Origin of the sequence: Pseudomonas sp. CCNWLW23 (assembly GCF_037095675.1) — a bacterium.
GTDB lineage: Bacteria > Pseudomonadota > Gammaproteobacteria > Pseudomonadales > Pseudomonadaceae > Aquipseudomonas > Aquipseudomonas atacamensis.
This window is the reverse complement of the sequence record NZ_JBAWKM010000018.1, coordinates 67931-88432: the sequence shown is the minus strand read 5'-3', so window position 1 is coordinate 88432 and position 20502 is coordinate 67931. Positions and strand designations below refer to the sequence as shown.

Genomic DNA, 20502 nt, shown 5'->3' with positions numbered 1-20502 from the left:
CAGTCGGATTACCTCAACAGCGGAACGCGGAGCGTCCCCGGCGGCGTTCCCACGCAGAGCGTGGGAACGATCATCAAAGCGACCGCGCAATAATCTCCTTCATGATTTCATTGGTGCCGGCATAAATCCGCTGCACCCGCGCATCCGCCCACGCCCGGGCCACCGGGTATTCCCACATGAAGCCGTAGCCGCCATGCAGTTGCACGCACTCGTCGAGCACTTTGCATTGCAGGTCGGTGCCCCAATATTTGGCCATTGCCGCCGTCGGCACATCGAGTTTGCCTTGCAGATGCAGCTCCAGGCAGCGGTCGACAAAAACCCGGCCGATCTGGATCTCTGTAGCCATTTCGGCCAGTTTGAAGCGGGTGTTCTGAAAATCGGCAATCGCCTTGCCGAACGCCTTGCGATCGCGGGTGTAATCCAGCGTCCATTGCAGCGCTGCCTCGGCCGAGGCCAGGCCGCCGATAGCCACGGTCAGACGTTCCTGCGGTAACTCCTGCATCAGATAGGCAAACCCGGCACCCGCCTGGCCGAGAAGGTTTTCCTTCGGCACGCGCACGTCCTGGAAGAACAGTTCCGAGGTGTCCTGCGCCTTCATGCCGACCTTCTCCAGGCGCTTGCCCTTCTCGAAGCCCGGCGTATTCGCCTCCACCAAAAACAGACTGGTGCCCTTGGCGCCAGCCTTGGGATCGGTCTTGGCCACCACGATCACCAGGTCAGCCAGAAAGCCGTTGGTGATAAAGGTTTTCGAACCGTTGATCACATATTCGTCACCATCGAGCACCGCCGTGGTTTTCACCCCTTGCAGGTCGGAACCGGCGCCAGGCTCGGTCATGGCAATCGCCGTGACCATTTCCCCCGAGACCAGTTTCGGCAGGTATTTGTGTTTCAGCGCCTCGCTGCCGTAATGCAGGATGTACGGTGCGACGATGTCCGAGTGCAGCGAGAAACCGATACCGGTCAGACCCAGACGCCCGACTTCCTCGATGACCACGGTGCTGTAGAGGAAATCCGCGCCGAGCCCGCCGTACTCTTCCGGCAGATGCGAACAGAGCATCCCCGCCTCCCCCGCCTTGTTCCACAGCGCGCGATCAATGTGTCCCTGCTTCTCCCACTGCGCGTGATACGGCACGGCCTCTTTTTCGAGGAAAGTTCGCACGCTGTCGCGGAACAATTCGTGCTCGGAGCTGAACAGGGTTCTGGGGATCATGCGGCACCTTTCTTTGTTGTTGGAGGGATACGGCTCTCAGAGACTAAGCCCGACTCCTGCTACGGGACACTGGACACATCCGACAAAAAATAAGACGATCCAGCCGTCTGGTGACCACTTTCCCTTATAAAAACAAAACAAAAGTTGAATTATGTCTAAGCACGTCTCCCCGCCCTTGCGGCGCGTCAGCATCCTGGCCATCGACCGGGTTTTCGCTTACACCCTCATGCAGGCCAAGGATTTTTTCCATGTGGCCAGCCTGCGTTACGGCAAACAACTGGGCCACGGCCTGACACCGGCGTTCGAAACGCGCCTGGTCAGCCCCGATGGCAAACCGGTAAAAAGCTTCAGCGACGTAGTGATGCCGGTCGACGGCGGCCTGGAAAACGCCGACGTGATCATCCTCCCGGCGTTCTGGGACGATTTCGACACGCTGTGCAGCCGTTACCCGCAAATCCTGCCGTGGCTGCGCGAACAGCATGCGCGCGGCGCGGTGTTATGCGGCGAAGCCACCGGAGTGTTCTGGCTCGCCGAAGCAGGGCTGCTCAACGGCAAGGAAGCGACCACTTACTGGCGCTTCTTCAATGCCTTCGCCGAGCGCTTTCCAAAGGTCTATCTGAATCAGGACAAGCACCTGACCGACGCCGACAATCTCTATTGCGCCGGCGGCACGACCTCGGCCTGCGATCTGTACATCTATCTGATCGAACGCTTCTGCGGCGCAAACGTGGCACAAGCCGTGGCCCGCGACATTCTCTACGAAGTGCAGCGCAGCTATTCGCCGGGACGTATCGGTTTCGGCGGGCAGAAGCTGCATCAGGACGTGATCATCCTGCAGATCCAGCAGTGGCTCGAAGAACATTTCGCCGACAAGTTCCGCTTCGAAGACGTCGCCCGCGAGCACGGCATGAGCATCCGCAACTTCATGCGCCGCTTCCAGACCGCCACCGGCGACAAACCGCTGCACTACTTGCAGCGCCTGCGCATCGAGACGGCCAAGGGCCTGCTTTCGGGCACGCGCAAGAGCATCAAGACCATCAGTTATGAGGTCGGTTACGACGATGCGAGCTTCTTCGCGCGACTGTTCCGCCAGCACACCGAGCTGTCGCCGAATCAGTATCGGCAGCAGTTTCAGCAGGCTGCGTAATCCGACCTGATGATCGTTCCCACGCTCTGCGTGGGAATGCCGCCACTGGACGCTCTGCGTCCGGCTCGCAAGTGACGCGGAGCGTCACGGGATGCATTCCCACGCGGAGCGTGGGAACGATCAGTTACTGCGCTTTCGCGAGCAGGCTCGCTCCCACAGGGAAAAACTTCAGCGCATAAAAAAGGCCTGCAATCGCAGGCCTTTTTCGTTGCCGAAACTCCGTTTAAGGCTTGTGCGCCCGCGACAGGAATTCGTGGGATTGCATTTCCAGCAATCGGCTCAGGGTGCGCTGGAACTCGAAGGTCAGGCGTCCGCCGGTGTACAGATCCTTCAGCTCGACTTCGGCAGAAATGATCAGTTTGACGTTGCGGTCGTAGAATTCGTCGACCATGTTGATGAAGCGCCGGGCGATGTCGTCGGTGGTGACGCTCATCTGCTCGACGCCGCTGAGCAGCACGGCGTGGAAAATCTTGCCCAGTTCGATGTAGTCGTTCTGGCTGCGCGGGCCGTCGCACAGTTCGCGGAAGTCGAACCAGGCCACGTCGTCGCAGGTGCGCAGAGCGCGGATTTCGCGGTTCTCGATGATCAGCACATCGTTTTCCACCGCTGCCGTGCACTCCGGCGTCAGTGCCTTGAAGCTCCTGCGCAGGCTTTCGTGGGCGGCTTCGTCGAGCGGATAGTGGAACAGCTCGGCTTGCTCGAGGTGACGCAGACGATAATCGACGCCGCTGTCGACGTTGACGATCTCGGTGTTCTGCTTGATCAGCGCGATGGCCGGGAGGAAGCGCGCACGTTGCAGGCCATCCTTGTACAGACCGTCCGGAACGATGTTAGACGTCGCGACCAGGGTCACGCCGTTCTTGAACAGTTCTTCCATCAGCGTGCCGAGGATCATCGCGTCGGTGATGTCGGAGACGAAGAATTCATCGAAGCAGATCACCCGCGACTCGGCCGCGAAGCGCTTGGCGATGATGGTCAGCGGGTTCTTCTCGCCGCCCAGGGTCTTCATTTCTTCGTGCACACGCTTCATGAAGCGGTGGAAGTGCGTGCGGGTCTTTTCCTTGAACGGCAGCGCTTCGAAGAAGGTGTCGACCAGGTATGTCTTGCCGCGACCGACGCCGCCCCAGAAATACAGGCCCTTGACCGGTGCCTGATCCTTTTTGCCAAACAGCTTGCCGAGCAAACCCGGCTTGTTCTGGTCGGCGGCGATCAAGTCGTCGTACAGACGCTGCAAGTGACGCACAGCAGTTTCCTGTGCGGCGTCATGGAAGAAGTCCGGGCGTTTCAGATCAGCTTGATATCGTTCTAGGGGCGTCATAATTCGTTAGCAAGGCAACAAAAACGGGCCGTCACTGTAGCGACGGCCTGTGGGAATGGCAATCGGCCCTTGGTCGGGTCGTGCCGCCGATCAGTCTTGAGCTGGAGTCAGTGCGACGCGCAACGCCTCGATGGCGGCGTCCCGCGCACCGATGTTGGCAAACGCCGGGCTGTCGCCCACGCACTCACCGGCCAGCCAGACGCTGAAGCTCAATTCTTCAGTACGCACGTCCAGCGGCTCGCCGGATTGCAACTGTTTGGTCACCTGGCCGGCGGTTTTGCCGTCGGCGAAGTTGCGCGACAGCAGCAATTGCTCGCCATCGGCCGCCAGCAGACGGAAACGGAAGCTGCCGTCGTCCTCGCGGAAGCTGACGAAACGTGCGGTTTTCGCAGCTTTCTTTTTGGTGGTCGCGGCGACCTGAACCTGATTGACGAAAGAACGCAGGCCAACGGCTTCGCGCAATTCATTGAGGAACGGCGTGGCCACGGCGCGGGCCTTCTTCGCACCGATCTGCAGAATGTCTTCCAGATCCGCAGGACGCTCGATCAACTGGTGATACTTCTCGCGCGCCTCGCCCAGCTCGTCGTCGAGCAACTGGAACAGGCGATTCTTCGCCTCACCCCAGCCCAGACCACCGAGCAGTTCGCTGCGGAACTCGTCAGCCTGCGCCGGAGTGGCGAAGGCCTGGAACAGGGTGAACAGGTGCGAGTTGTCCGGATCTTTCGCTTCGCCCGGGGCCTTGGAGTCGGTGACGATCCGCGAGATCCCGTCCTTCATCTCTTTGGCGCTGGAGAACAGCGGAATGGTGTTGTCGTAGCTCTTCGACATCTTGCGACCGTCGAGGCCCGGCAAGGTGGCCACGCTTTCTTCGATCAGCGCTTCGGGCATGGTGAAGAACTCTTTGCCCTGGCCGAACAGATGGTTGAAACGCTGGCCGATATCGCGAGCCATTTCCACGTGCTGAATCTGATCGCGACCGACCGGCACCTTGTGCGCGTTGAACATCAGGATGTCCGCGGCCATCAGCACCGGGTAGCTGTACAGGCCCATGGTGATACCGGCGTCCGGGTCTTCACCCGTCTCAACGTTCTTGTCCACCGAGGCCTTGTAGGCGTGCGCGCGGTTGAGCAGGCCCTTGGCAGCGACGCAAGTCAGCAGCCAGGTCAGCTCGGGGATTTCCGGGATGTCGGACTGGCGGTAGAAGGTCACCCGATCGACATCGAGGCCACCGGCCAGCCAGGTCGCGGCGATTTCCAGACGCGAGCGCTGGATGCGCAGCGGGTCATCGCATTTGATCAGGGCGTGGTAGTCGGCCAGGAAATAGAACGAATCGGCCTGGCTGTCGCGGCTGGCGAGGATTGCCGGGCGAATCGCGCCGGCGTAGTTGCCCAGGTGCGGCGTGCCGGTGGTGGTGATGCCGGTGAGAATGCGGGTACGGTTGGTCATGGGTAATCGCTTGTCAGACTGCAATCAATTCGAGAGACGCGGCAGCAGCAGATCTTTGAGATCGGTCAGCTTGCCGTGAAAAAAGTGTCCGCATTCTGCCACTTTCAGCAGCTCATGGGGGCGCCGGAGTTGTGCCGACCACTGGTAGACCAGTTGCGGATCGATGACTTCATCGGTTTCCGGCTGGATCACGGTCAACCCGCCGTGCTGCGGCAGTTGATCCTGCTCGCCCAGACGCATCACCGCCGGGGCAACCATGAACAGGTGTGCAAGCTGGACGCCCTGGGCTTCGAGACGGCCGCCGAGACTTGCTGCAACAAATCCGCCGAAGGAGAAACCGAACAGGGTCAGCGGCAGATCCGGGTGTTTTTCCCGCAGCCATGTGGCGGCGGCCTGGGCGTCGTCAACTTCGCCGGTGCCCATGTCGTGCGTGCCCTGGCTGGCGCCGACGCCGCGATAGTTGAAACGCAAGGTGATCAGGCCTGCGTCACGCGCGGTGCGCTGCAGGGTCGAGACGACCTTGTTGAGCATGGTGCCGCCCTGTACCGGGTTCGGATGGCAGATCAGCGCGATGCCGCGCGGCTGCTCGTTATCCAGATACAAAGCTTCAATTTGGCCGACAGGGCCGTCAATCACTACAGGGGTTTCACGCATCAGCAAGGGAGGAACTCCGTGACCTCGAATCGGGTCGACTCGTCTAGCAAATTGTCTGTGCCAATCTATTGCGAGTGAATCGCGGTATACAGCGCAGGTTCGAGCCGTTAACGTAAAGCAAAGCCGTTTATAGAGGAAGGACTCGTGGAACACTCGCTCTTAGTTTGGTTGTTACCGACTCTTGCCCTGGTTGTGGGTGTCGCCATTGGATTCCTGATCGCGCGCGTTGCGCCGAACGCCGCACCGAGCCGCACGCAGCGTCAACTGGATGATATCCAGGAGCGTTTCGACAGTTATCAGAACGAAGTGGTCACCCACTTCAACAGTACCGCGATGCTGGTCAAGAAGCTGACCCAGAGCTATCAGGAGGTGCAGGATCACCTCGCCGAGGGCGCCAATCGTCTGGCCCTGGACGAGCAGACCCGCCAGCGCCTGATCGCCGCCCTGCACGCCGACGCAGCGCAGGCACCACGCGAACGCCTGACGCCACCGCGCGATCAGGAACCACCGCGTGACTATGCACCGAAATCGCCAAATTCCCCTGGCATGCTTGATGAGCATTATGGTTTGAAGAAGTAATCGGGTTTCGCGCCCAACAAAAAGCCCCCGGACAGTGATGTGTCCGGGGGCTTTTTTGTATCTGCAATCTTCGCTGCGCTTGCCGGCCTCTTCGCGAGCAGGCTCGCTCCCACAGGGGGAATGCATTTCAAATGTGGGAACGAGCCTGCTCCCGTAAGGGGTCGCACCGATGACACAAAAAAATGCCCGATCACAGGACCGGGCATTTCTTCATCCAGGCAATCGCTTATGGATACTGCTGCACCGTACCCGGCTGTTGCTGCTGACCACCATACTGCTGGCCCGGAATCGCCTTCAGGTTGACTTCGACCCGGCGGTTCTGCGCGCGGCCATTGGCGTCACCATTGCTGGCAATCGGGTTATCCGGGCCGGCGCCACGGGCCGACAGGTTGGCACCGCTGACACCTTGCGAGGTCAGGTAGGTCGCCACGCTCTGCGCACGACGCTGGGACAGGTCCATGTTGTGCTGGCGGCTGCCGGTGCTGTCGGTGTAGCCGACGATTTCGATCTGGTTCTGGCTGAACTCTTTCAACGAGTTGGCCAGGTTGTTCAGAGGCTGGTAGAAGCTCGGTGCGATGTTCGCCGAATCGGTGGCGAAGGTGATGTTGCCCGGCATGATCAGCTTGATCTGATCGCCCTGACGCTGCACTTCAACGCCAGTGTTGGCCATGCTCGCGCGCAGTTTCTTTTCCTGCTGGTCGGCGTAGTAGCCGTAGCCTGCTGCGGAGGCACCGACGACGGCAGCGCCGATCAAGGCGCCCTTGCCACGGTTGTCGTGGCCGATGGCGGCACCGGCAAGTGCACCGGCCAGTGCACCGAGGCCACCGTATTTGGCGGTTTTGCTCATGCCTTGCGAGCCACCGTCGGCCTGACCCTGATTGTCATACGGATTGGGCGAGGCGCAGCCGGACAGCACGGCCACGGCAGTAGCGACAATAATCAAACGACGCGTGGTGAACATGGAGAGCTCCTGGTTTTTTGCATTCTGTGGTGCAGCGGCCACTGATCAATCAATGGACCTGCGCGGGCGTTGGATCATGACAATGCCTAAAAATTCCGCCCGCTGCCCGTGACAAAAAATTCAGGCACGCACAAACGGGTTCTCACGCATCTCATCACCCAGACGCGTATCCGGGCCGTGCCCGGTGACAACCGTTGCATCCTCGTCCAGCGTATACAGCCGCTGCTTGATCGAACGCACGATGGTCGCCTGATCGCCACCCCACAAATCCGTGCGCCCTACCCCGCGACGAAATAGCGTGTCGCCGGCTATCAACAGCTTAGCCTCGGAAAACCAGAAGCTCATGGAACCTGGTGTATGTCCCGGTGTGTGCAGTGCCACGCCACAACCGCAGGCGAGTTCTTCGTCATCGCTCAACCAGCGATCCGGCGACGGCACCGGGGTGTAAGGCACGCCGAACATCTGGCATTGCATTTCCAGGTTGTCCCAGAGGAACTGGTCTTCCTTGTGCAGATGCAGGGTCGCACCGGTTTTTTCCTTCATCTGCCCTGAAGCGAGAAAGTGATCGAGATGGGCGTGGGTGTGGATGATGCTGACGACTTTCAGGCCATGGGCATCGAGACGCGCCATGATCAAGTCAGGGTTGCCACCGGGGTCGACGACGATGGCTTTTTTCGTGATCGGGTCGCCGATGATAGTGCAGTTGCACTGGAGCGGGCCGACGGGGAAGGTTTCGCGGATAAGCGCAGGGCTGGGCGTGGTCATGGAAAAATCCTGGACAGGGTCAACGCCGTTGGCAACGGCCGATGGCGAATTTTACCGTCGCTAGAGCAATAACCCCAATGCCTTCGCCCGCGCCACGGCCTGCGTACGCCGCTCAACCCCGAGCTTGCTGTTGATATGGCTGGCGTGGGTTTTCACGGTGTGAAGGGAAATGAACAACTGCTCGCTGATTTCCTGATTGGAACAGCCCTGAGCGATCAGACGCAGCACCGCCAGTTCACGGCTGCTGAGTTGTTCGGTAGCGGAGCTTTCCACGGTCGGGCGCGGCGCGGCTGTTGGGAAATGTGTGAGCAATTGCTGGCTGACGGCGTTGCAGGAAAGCGCCTGCAATTGCCCGCGCATCCAGTCGGCATGACTTTTCAGCAGCGCATCGAAGGGCTGGAAGACGCCGCCGGCCGCTGCTTCCAGGGCCTGACTCAACACTTTGCGCGCCTCGGGCTCGCGCCCACCGGACAGCAACAGCGCTACCTTCTGCGTCAACGCCATCACGCTTAGCAACTGCCGCCCGGTCTGCTGGCCGTTTTCATGCAACACGTTCAAGCGCCCTTCGGCAAGCATCGGTTGCCCCTGAATCACATCGAGCAGCGCCTGTTGCAGTTCCACATGCAGCGGCAGCTGTGGATGAAACTCCGGTGGCGCCGCAGCGTTTTCGCCGGTGTAGGTCTGGCCCAATCGTGCAAGCCAAGCCTCGGCAAGATCAATCCGGCCCTGAGCCAGCCACAGCTCGCATTTGACCAGAGTGATCATCGCCAGATAGTAAATCGGCGGTACGTCCCAGATGTGCATCAGACGTTCGGCTTCGGCGAGTTCGGCGAAGGCCTTGGCGAACTCGCCGCTGGCGCCGTCGAGGCGGGCAATCACGCAGTGGCCGATCAGCACGCTGATGTCGCGACAGGCGCGCGCCTCGCCAATCCCGGCCAGCAGACGCACACGTGCGGCTTGCGGCTGCAAACGCATCGCCAGCAGGAAACCTTCATACAACGTCAGCCGCGCGCGCACGGCGTACAGTCGTTGCGGCGACAGACCGCGCAAGCGTTCCAGGCCCTGATGCACTTCATCCAGCGCGCGCAGAATCTCGCCCCGCGATTGCAGAACCCGCGCCCTGTCGTAATGCGCGAGTGCTTCGAATAATGGATTGCCAACCCGCTGTGCCAGCTCGAGGGATTCGCGGTTCAGGCCACGGGCGCGCCACAGATCGCCGTCGGCGATCGCCAGATTGGACAGGGTCGACAGGCACATCAGCCGCTGGCCATAACGCTTGGCCGGCAGGCTCTCCAGCGCTTCACTGCAATAGCGCAGGGTCAGTTCGCGATGGCCGCGTCCGCGAGCGATGATCCCGCTCAGCGCCAGCCATTGCGCCAGCATGGATTTCTGCGCAGTGGCCGAAGGCGCCGGCAGGAAACGGCTCAAATGGCTGGCCAGCTCTTCAGCGGCATCGAGCTGACAGGCCAGCCCCAGCGCCCAGCTGTAGAGCACAATCAGCCGTGGCGTGCTGATCAGCAGACTGTCGGGCAAGTCCATTTTCCAGCGCAGCAGCATGCCGACGTTCTGCTCGGCGAGCAGCTGTTCTTCGGACAGGTTCTGTACGAGATTTGCCGCGACATCGAGATGCCCGGCACGCAACGCCTGTTCCACCGCCTCGTCGAGCAAGCCTTGCGCATTGAACCAGCGGCAGGCGCGCAAATGCAGGGTGGCGTTGGGCACCATTGCCTGGGCGATCGGCCGGCTGCGCAACAAGTCGGAGAACAGATGGTGATAGCGATACCAATGACCGTGCTCGTCCAGCGGCACCAGAAACACTTGGTGAGCGAGGAGAAAGCGCAGGATCTCGGCGCTGTCATGGGCTTCGCGGACCGCGTCGCACAGCTCGCTGCAAAAGCGTTCCTGCGGAGCGGTTTCGTAGAGAAACGATTGCACTTCGGCCGGCAGGCAATCGATGACTTCTTCGAGCAGATAATCGCGTATCAGCCCTTCGCCGCCGTTCAGTGCTTGCGGCAGCGCGGCATCGTTGCCCGCCTCGGCCACCGCCAGCAGCCAGAAGCGCAGACCGGCGACCCAGCCTTCGCTGCGCTGGATCAGGCTTTCCAGTGCTTCGCCGCGCAGTGAGCTGCTGTGGCGGTCGAGCAAGGTCAGGGCTTCGTCGTGGGTCAGGCGCAAGTCCTGTTCGTGCAGCTCAAGCAACTGCCGCGACAGGCGCAGACGCGCCAGATGCCAGTCCGGACGCTGACGGCTGGTGACCATCACCAGCAAGCCATCGGGCAGATGATTGAGGAAAAATTGCAGGCAACGATCCAGCACCGGCCCCTGGGCGAGGTGGTAGTCGTCGAGCACCAGCAGCAGCGGTGCAGCAGGATCGAGATGCAGCGCCAGCTCATCGAGCAGACCGTCGAGCCACTCTTCGAACGCAAACGGCTGATGGCGCTGACGCATTTTCAACAGACCGAGAGCGCCAGCGCCCAAGGCCGGAAAATAGTCCTGCAGACCTTCGAGCAAGCGCTCGAGAAAACGCCCGGGATCACTGTCTCGTGGGCTCAAGCCCAGCCAGAGACTTTGCCAATGCGCCGGCAGGCTTTGACAGAACTCCACCGCCAGCGAGCTTTTGCCGAACCCGGCCGGGGCGCTGACCAGCAGCAACCGACCTCCGAGCCCGGCCTGCAGACGCTGGCAAAGGCGCGGCCGCAAGACATAGCCATCAGGCAGCGGCGGGCGGAAAAAACGCCCGTCCAGTGCTGCGACGGTGATGCTTGCGGGACCCGGAAGTGGGGACAGATCAGTCATGGCCGGCTCTTGTTCGAAGGCGATTGGCGGCGTTGCAGATGTCCGCAGCCTAGCCTTAAACGAAGAGGTAATGAAGGTCACTGCTACAAATGGCTACAAAAAGGCTACAGACACAAAAACGCCCCGAACCGGTCGGGGCGTTTTCACGAGGATGCGGCCTCGGGTTTACGCAGGTTTAGCGAACACCATCCTGACGCAGAGCGGCCGGGGTGAAGTCGCTGGTGGTGGCGGTGAAGCCGAAGTCATACGCCTGCTTCTCTTCGTTCTTCATGCCCAGTGCCAGATAACGGCCGGACTGCAGGTCGTAGAGGGTTTCGAGGGCGTACCACGGCACTTGCTTGTCGTAGTAGTTCTCGGCATGCGCCTCGGCTACACGCCACAGTTGGCCACGACCGTCATAGTGGTCGATGACCGCTGCCTGCCAGGTGTCCTCGTCGATGTAGAAGTCACGCTTGGCGTAGATGTGGCGCTGGCCTTCCTTCAGGGTCGCGACCACGTGCCAGACGCGGCGCAGCTCGTAGCGAGCCAGGTCCTGGTTGATGTGGCCGGCCTTGATGATGTCCGAGTACTTCAGTTTCGGATCGTCGAGCTTGTAGCTGTCGGAGGCGATGTACATCTCTTTCTTGCCTTCGAGCTTCCAGTCGTAACGATCCGGCGCACCGTTGTACATGTCGAGGTTGTCGGAGGTACGCAGGCCGTCGGCGGCAGTCCCCGGGCCGTCATACGACACTTGCGGTGCACGGCGCACACGACGCTGACCGGCGTTGTAGACCCACGCCGAACGCGGCTCCTTGACCTGATCGAGCGTCTCGTGCACCAGCAGTACGCCACCGGCCAGACGCGCCGGCGCGGTCACTTTCTGCTTGAAGTAGAACAGGATGTTGCCCGGGTTCGCCGGATCGTAGTCCTTCATCTTGTCGCGGAATACGAACTGATCCTGGAAGTACACCAGGCTGTACGAGCCGTTCGGTTGCGGCGTGGCCTGGGTCACCAGACGGGTCACGCTGCCGCCGCGATAGCGGGTGATGTGGTTCCAGATCACTTCCACGCCGGTTTTAGGAATCGGGAACGGCACGGCGGTATCGAAGTTTTCCAGACCGTTGCCGCCGGACACCAGGTTGGTGCTGGTGGCGTTCTTCTTGATCGCGGCAAACACGTCATCCGGCACGGTGGCGCCGCGATGGGACGGATAGACCGGCATCTTGAAGGTTTCCGGGTAGCGCTTGAACATCGCGTACTGGCCCGGGGCGAGCTTGTCCTTGTACTTGTCGACATCCTTGGCAGTGATGGTGAACAGCGGTTGCTCACTGGCGTAAGGGTTGGACAGGAAGCCTTTGCTGTCGACGCTGCCGGCATTTTTCGGCAGCGGTTTCCAGGCCGGGATCGAACCGTCGGCATTACCGGCCATTTCCGCGCCCATCGGCGTCAGGCTCTTGCCCAGTTTATCCGCTTCGGCAGCAGGCACCGCCGCCATGACACTGGTCGCCAGCAGCGACAGGCCCAGAACACCGGCGTGGAACAGACTCTTTGTTATTTTCATAAATTCGTTCGTCCTGAAATGCAGTGCTTAGAAGTTCACGCCGAAGCTGAGCGCCACGAAGTCGCGGTCATCCACGGTGGTGTACTTGCCGTCGAAGAAATTGGTGTAGGCCAGGCTCGCGGTGTAGGTGTTCTGGTACTCGGCATCGACGCCCAGGCTGACCGCTTTGCGACCTTCCTCGAAGTTGCCGCCAGGGCCTGGCGAGTAACCGCTGACGTCGTGGGACCAGGCCACGTTCGGCTTCAGGTTCACACCGGCAAACACGTCGTTGTATTCCCAGATCGCCCGACCACGGTAGCCCCACGACATCGACGTGGTGAAACCGTCGTTTTCGCAATTGCGGCTGCGGTTGTTCTGCGGCGAACCGGGACCTGCACCGTTGATCGTGCTGTTGTTGAGGATGTTAGCGCAGGTATCGATACCGCCAGTGGCCGGCAATTCGCCCGGACCGTAGACCGGGTCACGGCCATAGCGCTTGTCGGAACGGCTTTCCAGGCCACCGACGTAGGTCGCGCCGACTTCACCGACGAGGGTCAGACGGCTGGCGCCCATGACCTGATCGAAGAAGTGCGTGAAGGTCGTCTGGATCTGGGTGATTTCCTTGCGCTCATAGCCATGCAGATCCTGACCCGGCACGCCGGTCAGCAGCGAAGCGTTGGTCAGTGCACCGCCCAATGGACGCACGCCGGCAAACAGGATGTCGGTGGAGTTGAGTTGTACCGGCGCGTTCGGACGGTAGCTGATCTCACCGCTCCACGCCGTACCGGTAGGCAGGGTGGTGGAGAAACTCAGGCCGTAGAGACGAATGTCTTCCGGGTATTCGATGAAGTAATTCGAATTGCCCGCGACCAGCAGCGGTGCGAGTGCGGCGAACGGCCCCGGCAGCGCGGCGGCAGTGTTGTAGACCGACTGCGGTGCGCCGGTTGCACTGAAGATCGGCGCACGGCTGTGGTAGTTCATGAAGTAGGCGCCGAACTCGGTGTCGAGTGGCTCAAACATGTATTTGAGGGACGCGCCCCACTGACCGCTGTCGCGCGCGTCACGGTCCGGCCCACGGCGCACCAGCACGCCTTCTTGGTCGACGTTCACACCGTTGGCGGCCAACGGCCCCAAAGCGATCGCCGGAATCTGCGAACGCTTGTTCAGTACGCGCAGATTGTTGTCGCAACCGTCGGCAACGATGTCCGGCTGGGAGAAGAAGGTGCCGCAGTTGTCGACGACGGTCTGGTCCCATTCCAGTTGGTAGAACGCTTCGGCCGAGAGGTTATCGGTGAGGCTCTGCGACACGTAGAACATGTTGACCGGAATCAGGCCTTCCTTGATCTCGGCGCCCGGACGACGGAACGCGGAGACGTCGATCGGGTTGATCGAGTTGATGCCGCCGCCGATGAAGGTACTTTCACCCCAGCTCACTACCTGCTTGCCCAGACGCACGGAGCCCGGCTGATCGGCAATCGCGTAGTTGTGGTAGACGAAGGCGTCGAGGATCTGCCCGCCGGAGGACTTGGCGCCCTCTTTGCGGTTGCTGTCGCTGATGTCCTTGAACTCGCGGCTCTCGTCCTTCAGTTCGAAGTCGTACCAGTACTTGCCACGGACGAACACGCCGGTGTCGCCGTATTTCAGTTCGAGGTCATGGATGCCCTTGAAGATCTTCGAGAAGGTTTCGCCGCTCTTGAAGTTGGCGTGCCCATCATCGGAAGTCTGCGACAGGCCACGGCCGCCGTTGTTGACGCCAATAAGATTCTTGTTCGGGCTCTGAGTAGACCAACTGGCACCGATCGACAGGGACGAGTCGAACTGGCCTTCGATTTCACCGACGTTGAAACTGACGCCGAATGCAGGCCCGGCGAGCGAGGAGGCAAGACTGACCGCCAGAGGCAGTTTCGCCCGGCGCCAGAACTGGTTTACTGAGGTCATCGACGCTACTCCATGTGCATTATTGTTATGGCAGTGAGTACTTTTAAAAACGCTGTGGAGGACCGGGCGCCAGGGCTGCCCGAAATCGTTCCAGAGTTGCTCGCCCCGTTCAGTGCGTGTGCTCCGTTTTCAAAAAGTCCTTGAGCGGACTATAGCCAGCGGGTGGTAGTGCTTGATCCCTCTAAAGTGTGATTTGCAGCCGCCAACCACTCTGGAACAGTCCTTTCGCCAGTCCGACACACGTCGGCACGGCAAGGATGGCTGATTTTTTCGATTTCACAAGCCAAGCGCTTGCTTGGTGGGTCTGGCGCGCCGGTTTCGGCGCGCCAGCAGGCACTTAAAGTGTCGAAAGGAAGGTGCTGTTGTTGGCCTGCCATTCGGTGATGTCGAGGCGGATGCGCTTCTTGTCGAGCTTGCCGACACTGGTCTTGGGAATTTCGGTAACAAGGGCGATCTGACTGGGAATCGCCCACTTGCTCAGGTGCCCCAGCTCGACGAACGGCTTGAGGTGTTCCTTCAGTTCCCGTGCACCGATCACCTGCCCTTCACGGACCACCAGCAAGGCAAACGGGCGCTCGCCCCACTGCGGATCGGCGATGCCCACCACTGCTACTTCGCGTACCGCCGCATGCCTGCTGATGAGGTCTTCGAGGTCGAGGGAGGAGATCCACTCGCCGCCGGTCTTGATCACGTCCTTGATGCGATCACGAATATCGATCACGCCCATGCTGTCGAGCGTGGCGACGTCACCGGTGTGCAACCAGCCACCGGCCCAGAGCTCGGCGCCCTTCTGCGGCTCGTTGAAATAACCTTCGGTCAGCCATGGCGCGCGCAGCACCAGTTCGCCCTGGGTTTCGCCGTCGGCCGGAAGGAAATTGCCCTCGCCGTCGACAATCGCCGCTTCGACCAGTGGCCCCGGCACGCCGGCCTTGATCCGGTAAGTGGTGCGCTCGTCTTCGCTGCCGGCCATCAGTTCGTCGTTGAGGTGCGCGCAGGACACCAGCGGCCCGGTTTCCGACATGCCGTACGCGGCCGTCAGTTGAATGCCTCGGGCCTTGGCGTTTTCATAGAGGCTGCGATTGAGCGCGCTGCCGCCGATGACGATTTTCCAGCCGCCAAAGTCGGCACCCTGCGCGGCCTTGGCGTTGAGCAGCATCTGCAGGATGGTCGGCACGCAATGGGAAAAGGTGACCTTCTCCTTGCGCCACAACTCCACCAGATACTCAGGGTCGTAGCGCCCCGGATAAACCTGCTTGAGCCCGAGCATGGTCGCCACGTACGGCAAACCCCAGGCGTGAACGTGGAACATCGGCGTGATCGGCATGTACACATCGTTGGTGCCGAGCAGGCGTACGCTGTCGATCGAACCCATGATCGTCGCCACGCCGATGGTGTGCAGCACCAGTTGCCGATGGGTGAAATACACGCCTTTCGGATTGCCCGTGGTACCGGTGGTGTAGAACGTGGTGGCGACCGAGTTTTCGTCGAAGTCCTGAAAATCGTATTGCGCACTCGCAGCGGCCAGCAGTTGCTCATATTCGCCGACGAGGTTCGGCAGCTCTGCGGTTTTCTCCGGCAGATCGCTCAGCAGCAGGGTTTTCTCCACCGTGGTCAGCTGCGGCGCGATGGCCTGATACAGCCCGACGAACTCGCTGTTGACCAGCACGAAGCGGTCTTCGGCGTGGTTCATGGTGTAGAGGATCTGTTCTGGCGACAGACGCACGTTGATGGTGTGGATCACCGCGCCGATCATCGGAATGGCGAACATGCATTCCAGATAACGGTGGCTGTCCCAGTCCATCACCGCCACGGTGTCACCAGCCTTGACGCCGGCAGCCGTCAGCACGTTGGCCAGCCGCGCAACCCGCTCGATCAGGGTCGGATAGCTGTAGCGCAACTGGTCGCGGTAGATGATTTCGCGGGTTTTCTCGTAACGGGCGCCGGACATCAGCAGCCGTTTGATCAGCAATGGATACTGGTAGGCCCCATCGGCCGGCGGAATGACCCGAGTCTGCAACATAAGAATCCCTTTTCTGACTGCACGGTGTTGGCGGAGAGATTCGTACTCTAGTGCGCCTGCATGACAGTCAAATCAGCCAAAGGAATGATTTGCAGAGCCGTACAAATGCTAGCTTTGCGCCAGCATTTCGGGCCGAATTAGAAGAAACCACGACCGGTGGGCGCGAGCCTGCTCGCGAAGGCGTAGGGTCAGTGACATTTTTGGTGACTGTACTGGCGCTTTCGCGAGCAGGCTCGCTCCCACAGGGATTGATGTGTTCCAGTTCTCAATGCATCTCGGTGAACGCGATTTTCACGCCGAGAGCAATCAGCACGGCACCCATGGTGCGGTCGAACCAATGGCCCATGCGGGCGAAGCCGGCGCGCACGCGTTGCTGGCTGAACAGCATCGCCACCAGACAGAACCAGATCGCCGTCGCCACCGCCAGGTAAACGCCATAGCCGGCCTGCACCGCCAGCGGCGTGTGCGGGTTGATCACCACGGTGAACAGCGAGAGGAAAAACAGCGTGGCTTTCGGGTTCAGGCCGTTGGTGACGAAGCCTGAGGTGAACGCGCCCCGCGCGGTGCGTACGCCGGTTTCCCGGTGCAAGTCATCGGTGACGGTTTTCGCCGGTTGCGCGCGCAAGGCCTTGAAGCCGATGTACAGCAGGTAAGCCGCCGCCGCCCACTTCAGCGCGTTGAACAGCACGATCGACTGCGACACGATCAGACCGATGCCGAGCAACGAATAGCCGACATGCAGGAAAATCGCCGAGCCCACGCCCAGCGCGGTCCAGGTGCCGGCGCGACGCCCATGGGTCACGCTCTCGCGCACGACCACGGCAAAGTCCGGTCCGGGGCTGGCCACGGCCAGCAAGTGGATCAGGGCAACGGTCAAGAACTCGGTCCAGTACATGGGGGCTCCTTTGGGGCAGCTTGGTCAATAAAAAATCTGTAAAGAGCACAGTCCTGTGGCGAGGGGATTTATCCCCGTTGGGTTGCGCAGCAGTTACAAAATCATTGCCTGCGGTCCAGACAGAAGTTTTTGGGGCTGCTTCGCAACCCAACGGGGATAAATCCCCTCGCCACGGGGTTATGTGTCCGCTGCGGGGTCAGCGTAACGATTTGTTTCATCTGGTAGGCTCGGCAGAGTACGCCCTCCGCTCACAGCACAAAAGGTACAGTTGATGACGAACACGCGCCGCGCGGTATTCCTTGATCACCCTTCGCTGGACCTCGGCGATCTGGACCTCGGTCCGTTGCGCGAATGCTTCAGCGACTTGCAGCTGTTCGCCCAGACTCTGCCGGAACAGGTCAGCGAACGCCTGCACGGCGCCAGTGTGGCGATCACCAACAAAGTCGTGATCGACGCGACCGCGATGGCTGCCAACCCGCAACTGAAACTGATCCTGATCAGCGCCACCGGCACCAACAATGTTGACCTCACTGCCGCCCGCGCCCACGGCATCACCGTGTGCAATTGCCAGGCTTACGGCACGCCGTCGGTGGCGCAACACACGATCATGCTGTTGCTCAACCTCGCCACGCGCCTGGCCGATTACCAGAAAGCTGTGGGCGCAGGCCGCTGGCAGCAGGCGAAGCAGTTCTGTCTGCTCGACTACCCGATCGTCGAACTGCAAGGCAAAACCCTCGGCCTGCTCGGCCATGGCGAGCTCGGTGGTGCCGTGGCGCGACTGGCCGAAGCGTTCGGCATGCGCGTGTTGCTCGGGCAGATTCCGGGGCGCCCGGCTCGGCCGGATCGCTTGCCGCTGGAAGAAATGCTGCCGCAGATCGACGCCCTGACCCTGCACTGCCCGCTCAACGAGCACACCCGGAACTTCATCGGCGCCGGCGAGCTGGCCGCGATGAAGCCCGGCGCATTTGTGGTCAATACCGCTCGTGGCGGTTTGATCGACGAGCAAGCGCTGGCCGACGCTTTGCGTAGCGGCCACCTCGGCGGTGCGGCGACCGATGTGTTGAGTGTCGAGCCACCGACCCAGGGCAATCCGCTGCTCGCCGCCGATATCCCGCGCCTGATCGTCACCCCGCATAACGCTTGGGGCAGTCGCGAGGCGCGCCAGCGTATCGTCGGGCAACTGAGCGAAAACGCCCAGGCGTTCTTCAGCGGTGAGGCGCTGCGGGTCGTCAGTTGATAAACTGCGGCACTTTTTTTTCAAGGAGCAGTTATGGATCCGCGCAGTGAAGTACTGCTTCGTCAGGCCGAGTTATTCCAGGGTTCGCTGCTGTTGGCCGGCCTGCCTGCCGACGACTTGCTCGGGCGTCTGCCGAATGCGTTCGGCTGGTGCTGGCACGCTGGCGACCAAGCCGCACTGGACGCGCGTTTCGAGGGCCGCAGCCAGTTCGGCGTGAATGTCCCGGAGCGCGAGTTCGACAGCGCTGTGGTGTTCCTGCCCAAGTCCAAGGACCTGACCGACTACATCCTCTACGCCGTGGCGTCGCGTCTGGCGGGGCGTGAGGTGTTTCTGGTCGGGGAAAAACGCAGCGGCATCGAAGGCGCGTCCAAGCAGCTCAATCCGTTTGGCAAGCCGCGCAAACTCGACAGCGCCCGTCACTGCCAGCTCTGGCAAGTCACCGTGGCCAATGCGCCTGAAGCGAAACCGCTGGAAAGCCTGGCGCAGACCTACGAACTGCCGCTGGCCGAAGGGCCGTTGAAAGTCATCAGCCTGCCGGGCGTGTTCAGCCATGGGCGCCTGGATCGCGGCAGCGCCCTGCTGCTGGAGCATCTGGACAAACTGCCGAGCGGCCATCTGCTCGATTTCGGTTGCGGCGCCGGCGTGCTCGGGGCTGCGGTGAAACGTCGCTATCCGCACAATCAGGTGACGTTGCTGGATGTTGACGCATTCGCCGCCGCCAGCAGCCGTCTGACCCTGGCTGCCAATGGCCTGGAAGCCGAAGTGCTGACCGGCGACGGCATCGACGCCGCGCCGATGGGTTTGAGCGCGATTCTGAGCAATCCACCATTCCATGTCGGCGTGCACACCGATTATTTCGCAACGGAGAACCTGCTGCGAAAAGCGGCGAAACATCTGAAAAACGGTGGCGAACTGCGCCTTGTGGCGAACAGCTTCCTCAAGTATCAGCCGTTGATCGAGGAGCACCTGGGCGTGTGTGCGATCAAGGCTGAAGGCAATGGTTTCCGGATCTACCGGGCCAAGCGCGGCTGAAAATTTGTTCTTGCCCAATCGGATTTGCCTAGGCAGAATCCGCTCCGTCCTAGGGGAGTAGTCTCCCACGAGCGCCAAGCTCGTCCGGCATACGTCAACATACTTGATCCTCAGATCATGGCGTATGCGACCCAAGCGTCCGCATCAGACGGATCGCAGGGTTTGACAAGACCTATGACACGCACACCTTACCCGGGGCGGGAAGGCTGTACGTGTCATAGCCGTGTCGACCCGCCCCTTAGGAAATCCCTGATGCTGGACTCGCTACTCGTTCCCACCGCAATCGTTGCCTTGGCCGAAATCGGCGACAAGACGCAACTGCTCGCGCTGATTCTCGCCGCTCGCTTTCGCAAACCCTGGCCGATCATTGCCGGGATTGTCGCCGCGACTTTGGCCAACCACGCAGCAGCCGGTGCGGTAGGTGCCTGGGTCGGCAGTTTCTTCTCCGACGCCGTCCTGCACTGGATCCTCGCCGCCAGCTTCGCCGCCACGGCGCTGTGGACCCTGGTCCCGGACAAAATGGATGACGACGAAGCCAGCACGGCGCGCAAGTTCGGGCCTTTCCTGACCACGCTGATCGCGTTCTTCCTCGCGGAAATCGGCGACAAGACGCAGATCGCCACGGTGATGCTCGCCGCGCAATATCCGGAACTGTGGCTGGTGATTATCGGCACCACCGTGGGCATGCTGATTGCCAACGTGCCGGTGGTCCTGGCGGGTAACTTTGCTGCAGAGAAACTGCCGCTGACCCTGATCCGCCGCCTCGCGGCTTCGGCGTTCATGATTCTGGCGATTGTTGCGGTTTATAAAGCGATGCAGAGCAGCGGCTGGGTTTAACCCCGTCTACTGAACTACCCAAAACCTGTGGTGAGGGGATTTGAAGGATCGTTCCCACGCTCTGCGTGGGAATGCCTCAAGGGACGCTCCGCGTTCCAATGGGACGCAGAGCGTCCCGGGCTGCATTCCCACGCAGAGCGTGGGAACG

At 61.1% G+C, this 20502-nt stretch carries 16 protein-coding genes and 1 riboswitch; of the genes, 5 read left to right on the top strand and 11 right to left on the bottom strand.

What is annotated here, in order from left to right:
• Window positions 1–73: 73 nt before the first annotated feature.
• Entirely contained in the window at window positions 74–1210 is a 1137-nt protein-coding gene (locus V8J63_RS21090) for an acyl-CoA dehydrogenase family protein (protein ID WP_024014254.1), read from the bottom strand.
• Between the two features lie 250 nt (window positions 1211–1460).
• On the opposite strand from V8J63_RS21090, the gene V8J63_RS21085 reads away from it, so the two are divergent.
• Window positions 1461–2357 (top strand): GlxA family transcriptional regulator, encoded by an 897-nt coding sequence (locus V8J63_RS21085; protein WP_162999820.1) that lies wholly within the window; start codon window positions 1461–1463, stop codon window positions 2355–2357.
• A gap of 223 nt (window positions 2358–2580) precedes the next feature.
• Here the strand turns inward: V8J63_RS21085 and zapE are convergent, their stop codons facing one another.
• From zapE to V8J63_RS21070, 3 genes are all read right to left on the bottom strand, one after another.
• Entirely contained in the window at window positions 2581–3675 is a 1095-nt protein-coding gene (zapE, locus tag V8J63_RS21080) for a cell division protein ZapE (protein ID WP_336464587.1), read from the bottom strand.
• A 90-nt stretch (window positions 3676–3765) separates the two neighbouring features.
• Entirely contained in the window at window positions 3766–5121 is a 1356-nt protein-coding gene (locus tag V8J63_RS21075) for a tryptophan--tRNA ligase (protein ID WP_336464586.1), read from the bottom strand.
• Window positions 5122–5145: 24 nt separating this feature from the next.
• Window positions 5146–5775 (bottom strand): alpha/beta hydrolase, encoded by a 630-nt coding sequence (locus V8J63_RS21070; RefSeq protein WP_336464593.1) that lies wholly within the window; start codon window positions 5773–5775, stop codon window positions 5146–5148.
• Window positions 5776–5919: 144 nt separating this feature from the next.
• Here V8J63_RS21070 and V8J63_RS21065 point away from each other — a divergent pair, with 144 nt between their 5' ends.
• On the top strand, window positions 5920–6354 hold the full coding sequence (locus tag V8J63_RS21065; RefSeq protein WP_016773251.1) for a YhcB family protein: 435 nt from the start codon (window positions 5920–5922) through the stop codon (window positions 6352–6354).
• 226 nt (window positions 6355–6580) lie between these two features.
• Here V8J63_RS21065 and V8J63_RS21060 read toward each other — a convergent pair whose 3' ends face one another.
• From V8J63_RS21060 to V8J63_RS21030, 7 genes are all read right to left on the bottom strand, one after another.
• The gene (locus V8J63_RS21060) at window positions 6581–7315 is read right to left on the bottom strand and encodes an OmpA family protein (RefSeq protein WP_110603044.1); all 735 of its coding nucleotides are present in this window, start codon (window positions 7313–7315) and stop codon (window positions 6581–6583) included.
• A gap of 120 nt (window positions 7316–7435) precedes the next feature.
• Complete coding sequence (locus V8J63_RS21055; RefSeq protein ID WP_024014263.1) at window positions 7436–8080, bottom strand: MBL fold metallo-hydrolase; 645 nt, start codon at window positions 8078–8080, stop codon at window positions 7436–7438.
• Window positions 8081–8140: 60 nt separating this feature from the next.
• The gene (locus tag V8J63_RS21050) at window positions 8141–10876 is read right to left on the bottom strand and encodes a LuxR C-terminal-related transcriptional regulator (protein ID WP_125925712.1); all 2736 of its coding nucleotides are present in this window, start codon (window positions 10874–10876) and stop codon (window positions 8141–8143) included.
• A gap of 175 nt (window positions 10877–11051) precedes the next feature.
• Window positions 11052–12416 carry a DUF1329 domain-containing protein gene (locus V8J63_RS21045; protein ID WP_024014265.1) on the bottom strand — a complete coding sequence of 455 codons (1365 nt, stop codon included), beginning with the start codon at window positions 12414–12416 and terminating at the stop codon, window positions 11052–11054.
• A gap of 27 nt (window positions 12417–12443) precedes the next feature.
• Window positions 12444–14333, bottom strand: coding sequence for a DUF1302 domain-containing protein (locus V8J63_RS21040; protein WP_110603014.1), 1890 nt, complete (start codon window positions 14331–14333; stop codon window positions 12444–12446).
• 337 nt (window positions 14334–14670) lie between these two features.
• Window positions 14671–16353, bottom strand: a complete 1683-nt coding sequence (locus V8J63_RS21035; RefSeq protein WP_076564087.1) for a fatty acid--CoA ligase — start codon at window positions 16351–16353, stop codon at window positions 14671–14673.
• A gap of 265 nt (window positions 16354–16618) precedes the next feature.
• Entirely contained in the window at window positions 16619–17248 is a 630-nt protein-coding gene (locus V8J63_RS21030; RefSeq protein ID WP_016773245.1) for a LysE family translocator, read from the bottom strand.
• A 271-nt stretch (window positions 17249–17519) separates the two neighbouring features.
• Here V8J63_RS21030 and V8J63_RS21025 point away from each other — a divergent pair, with 271 nt between their 5' ends.
• The 3 genes from V8J63_RS21025 to V8J63_RS21015 all read left to right on the top strand — a co-directional run bounded on the left by V8J63_RS21025 (window position 17520) and on the right by V8J63_RS21015 (window position 20354).
• Window positions 17520–18485 (top strand): 2-hydroxyacid dehydrogenase, encoded by a 966-nt coding sequence (locus V8J63_RS21025; protein WP_197891171.1) that lies wholly within the window; start codon window positions 17520–17522, stop codon window positions 18483–18485.
• A gap of 33 nt (window positions 18486–18518) precedes the next feature.
• Window positions 18519–19517 carry a class I SAM-dependent methyltransferase gene (locus tag V8J63_RS21020; RefSeq protein ID WP_336464585.1) on the top strand — a complete coding sequence of 333 codons (999 nt, stop codon included), beginning with the start codon at window positions 18519–18521 and terminating at the stop codon, window positions 19515–19517.
• A 39-nt stretch (window positions 19518–19556) separates the two neighbouring features.
• Window positions 19557–19681: riboswitch (yybP-ykoY riboswitch) on the top strand.
• Between the two features lie 88 nt (window positions 19682–19769).
• The gene (locus V8J63_RS21015; RefSeq protein ID WP_041479980.1) at window positions 19770–20354 is read left to right on the top strand and encodes a TMEM165/GDT1 family protein; all 585 of its coding nucleotides are present in this window, start codon (window positions 19770–19772) and stop codon (window positions 20352–20354) included.
• Window positions 20355–20502: the final 148 nt, after the last annotated feature.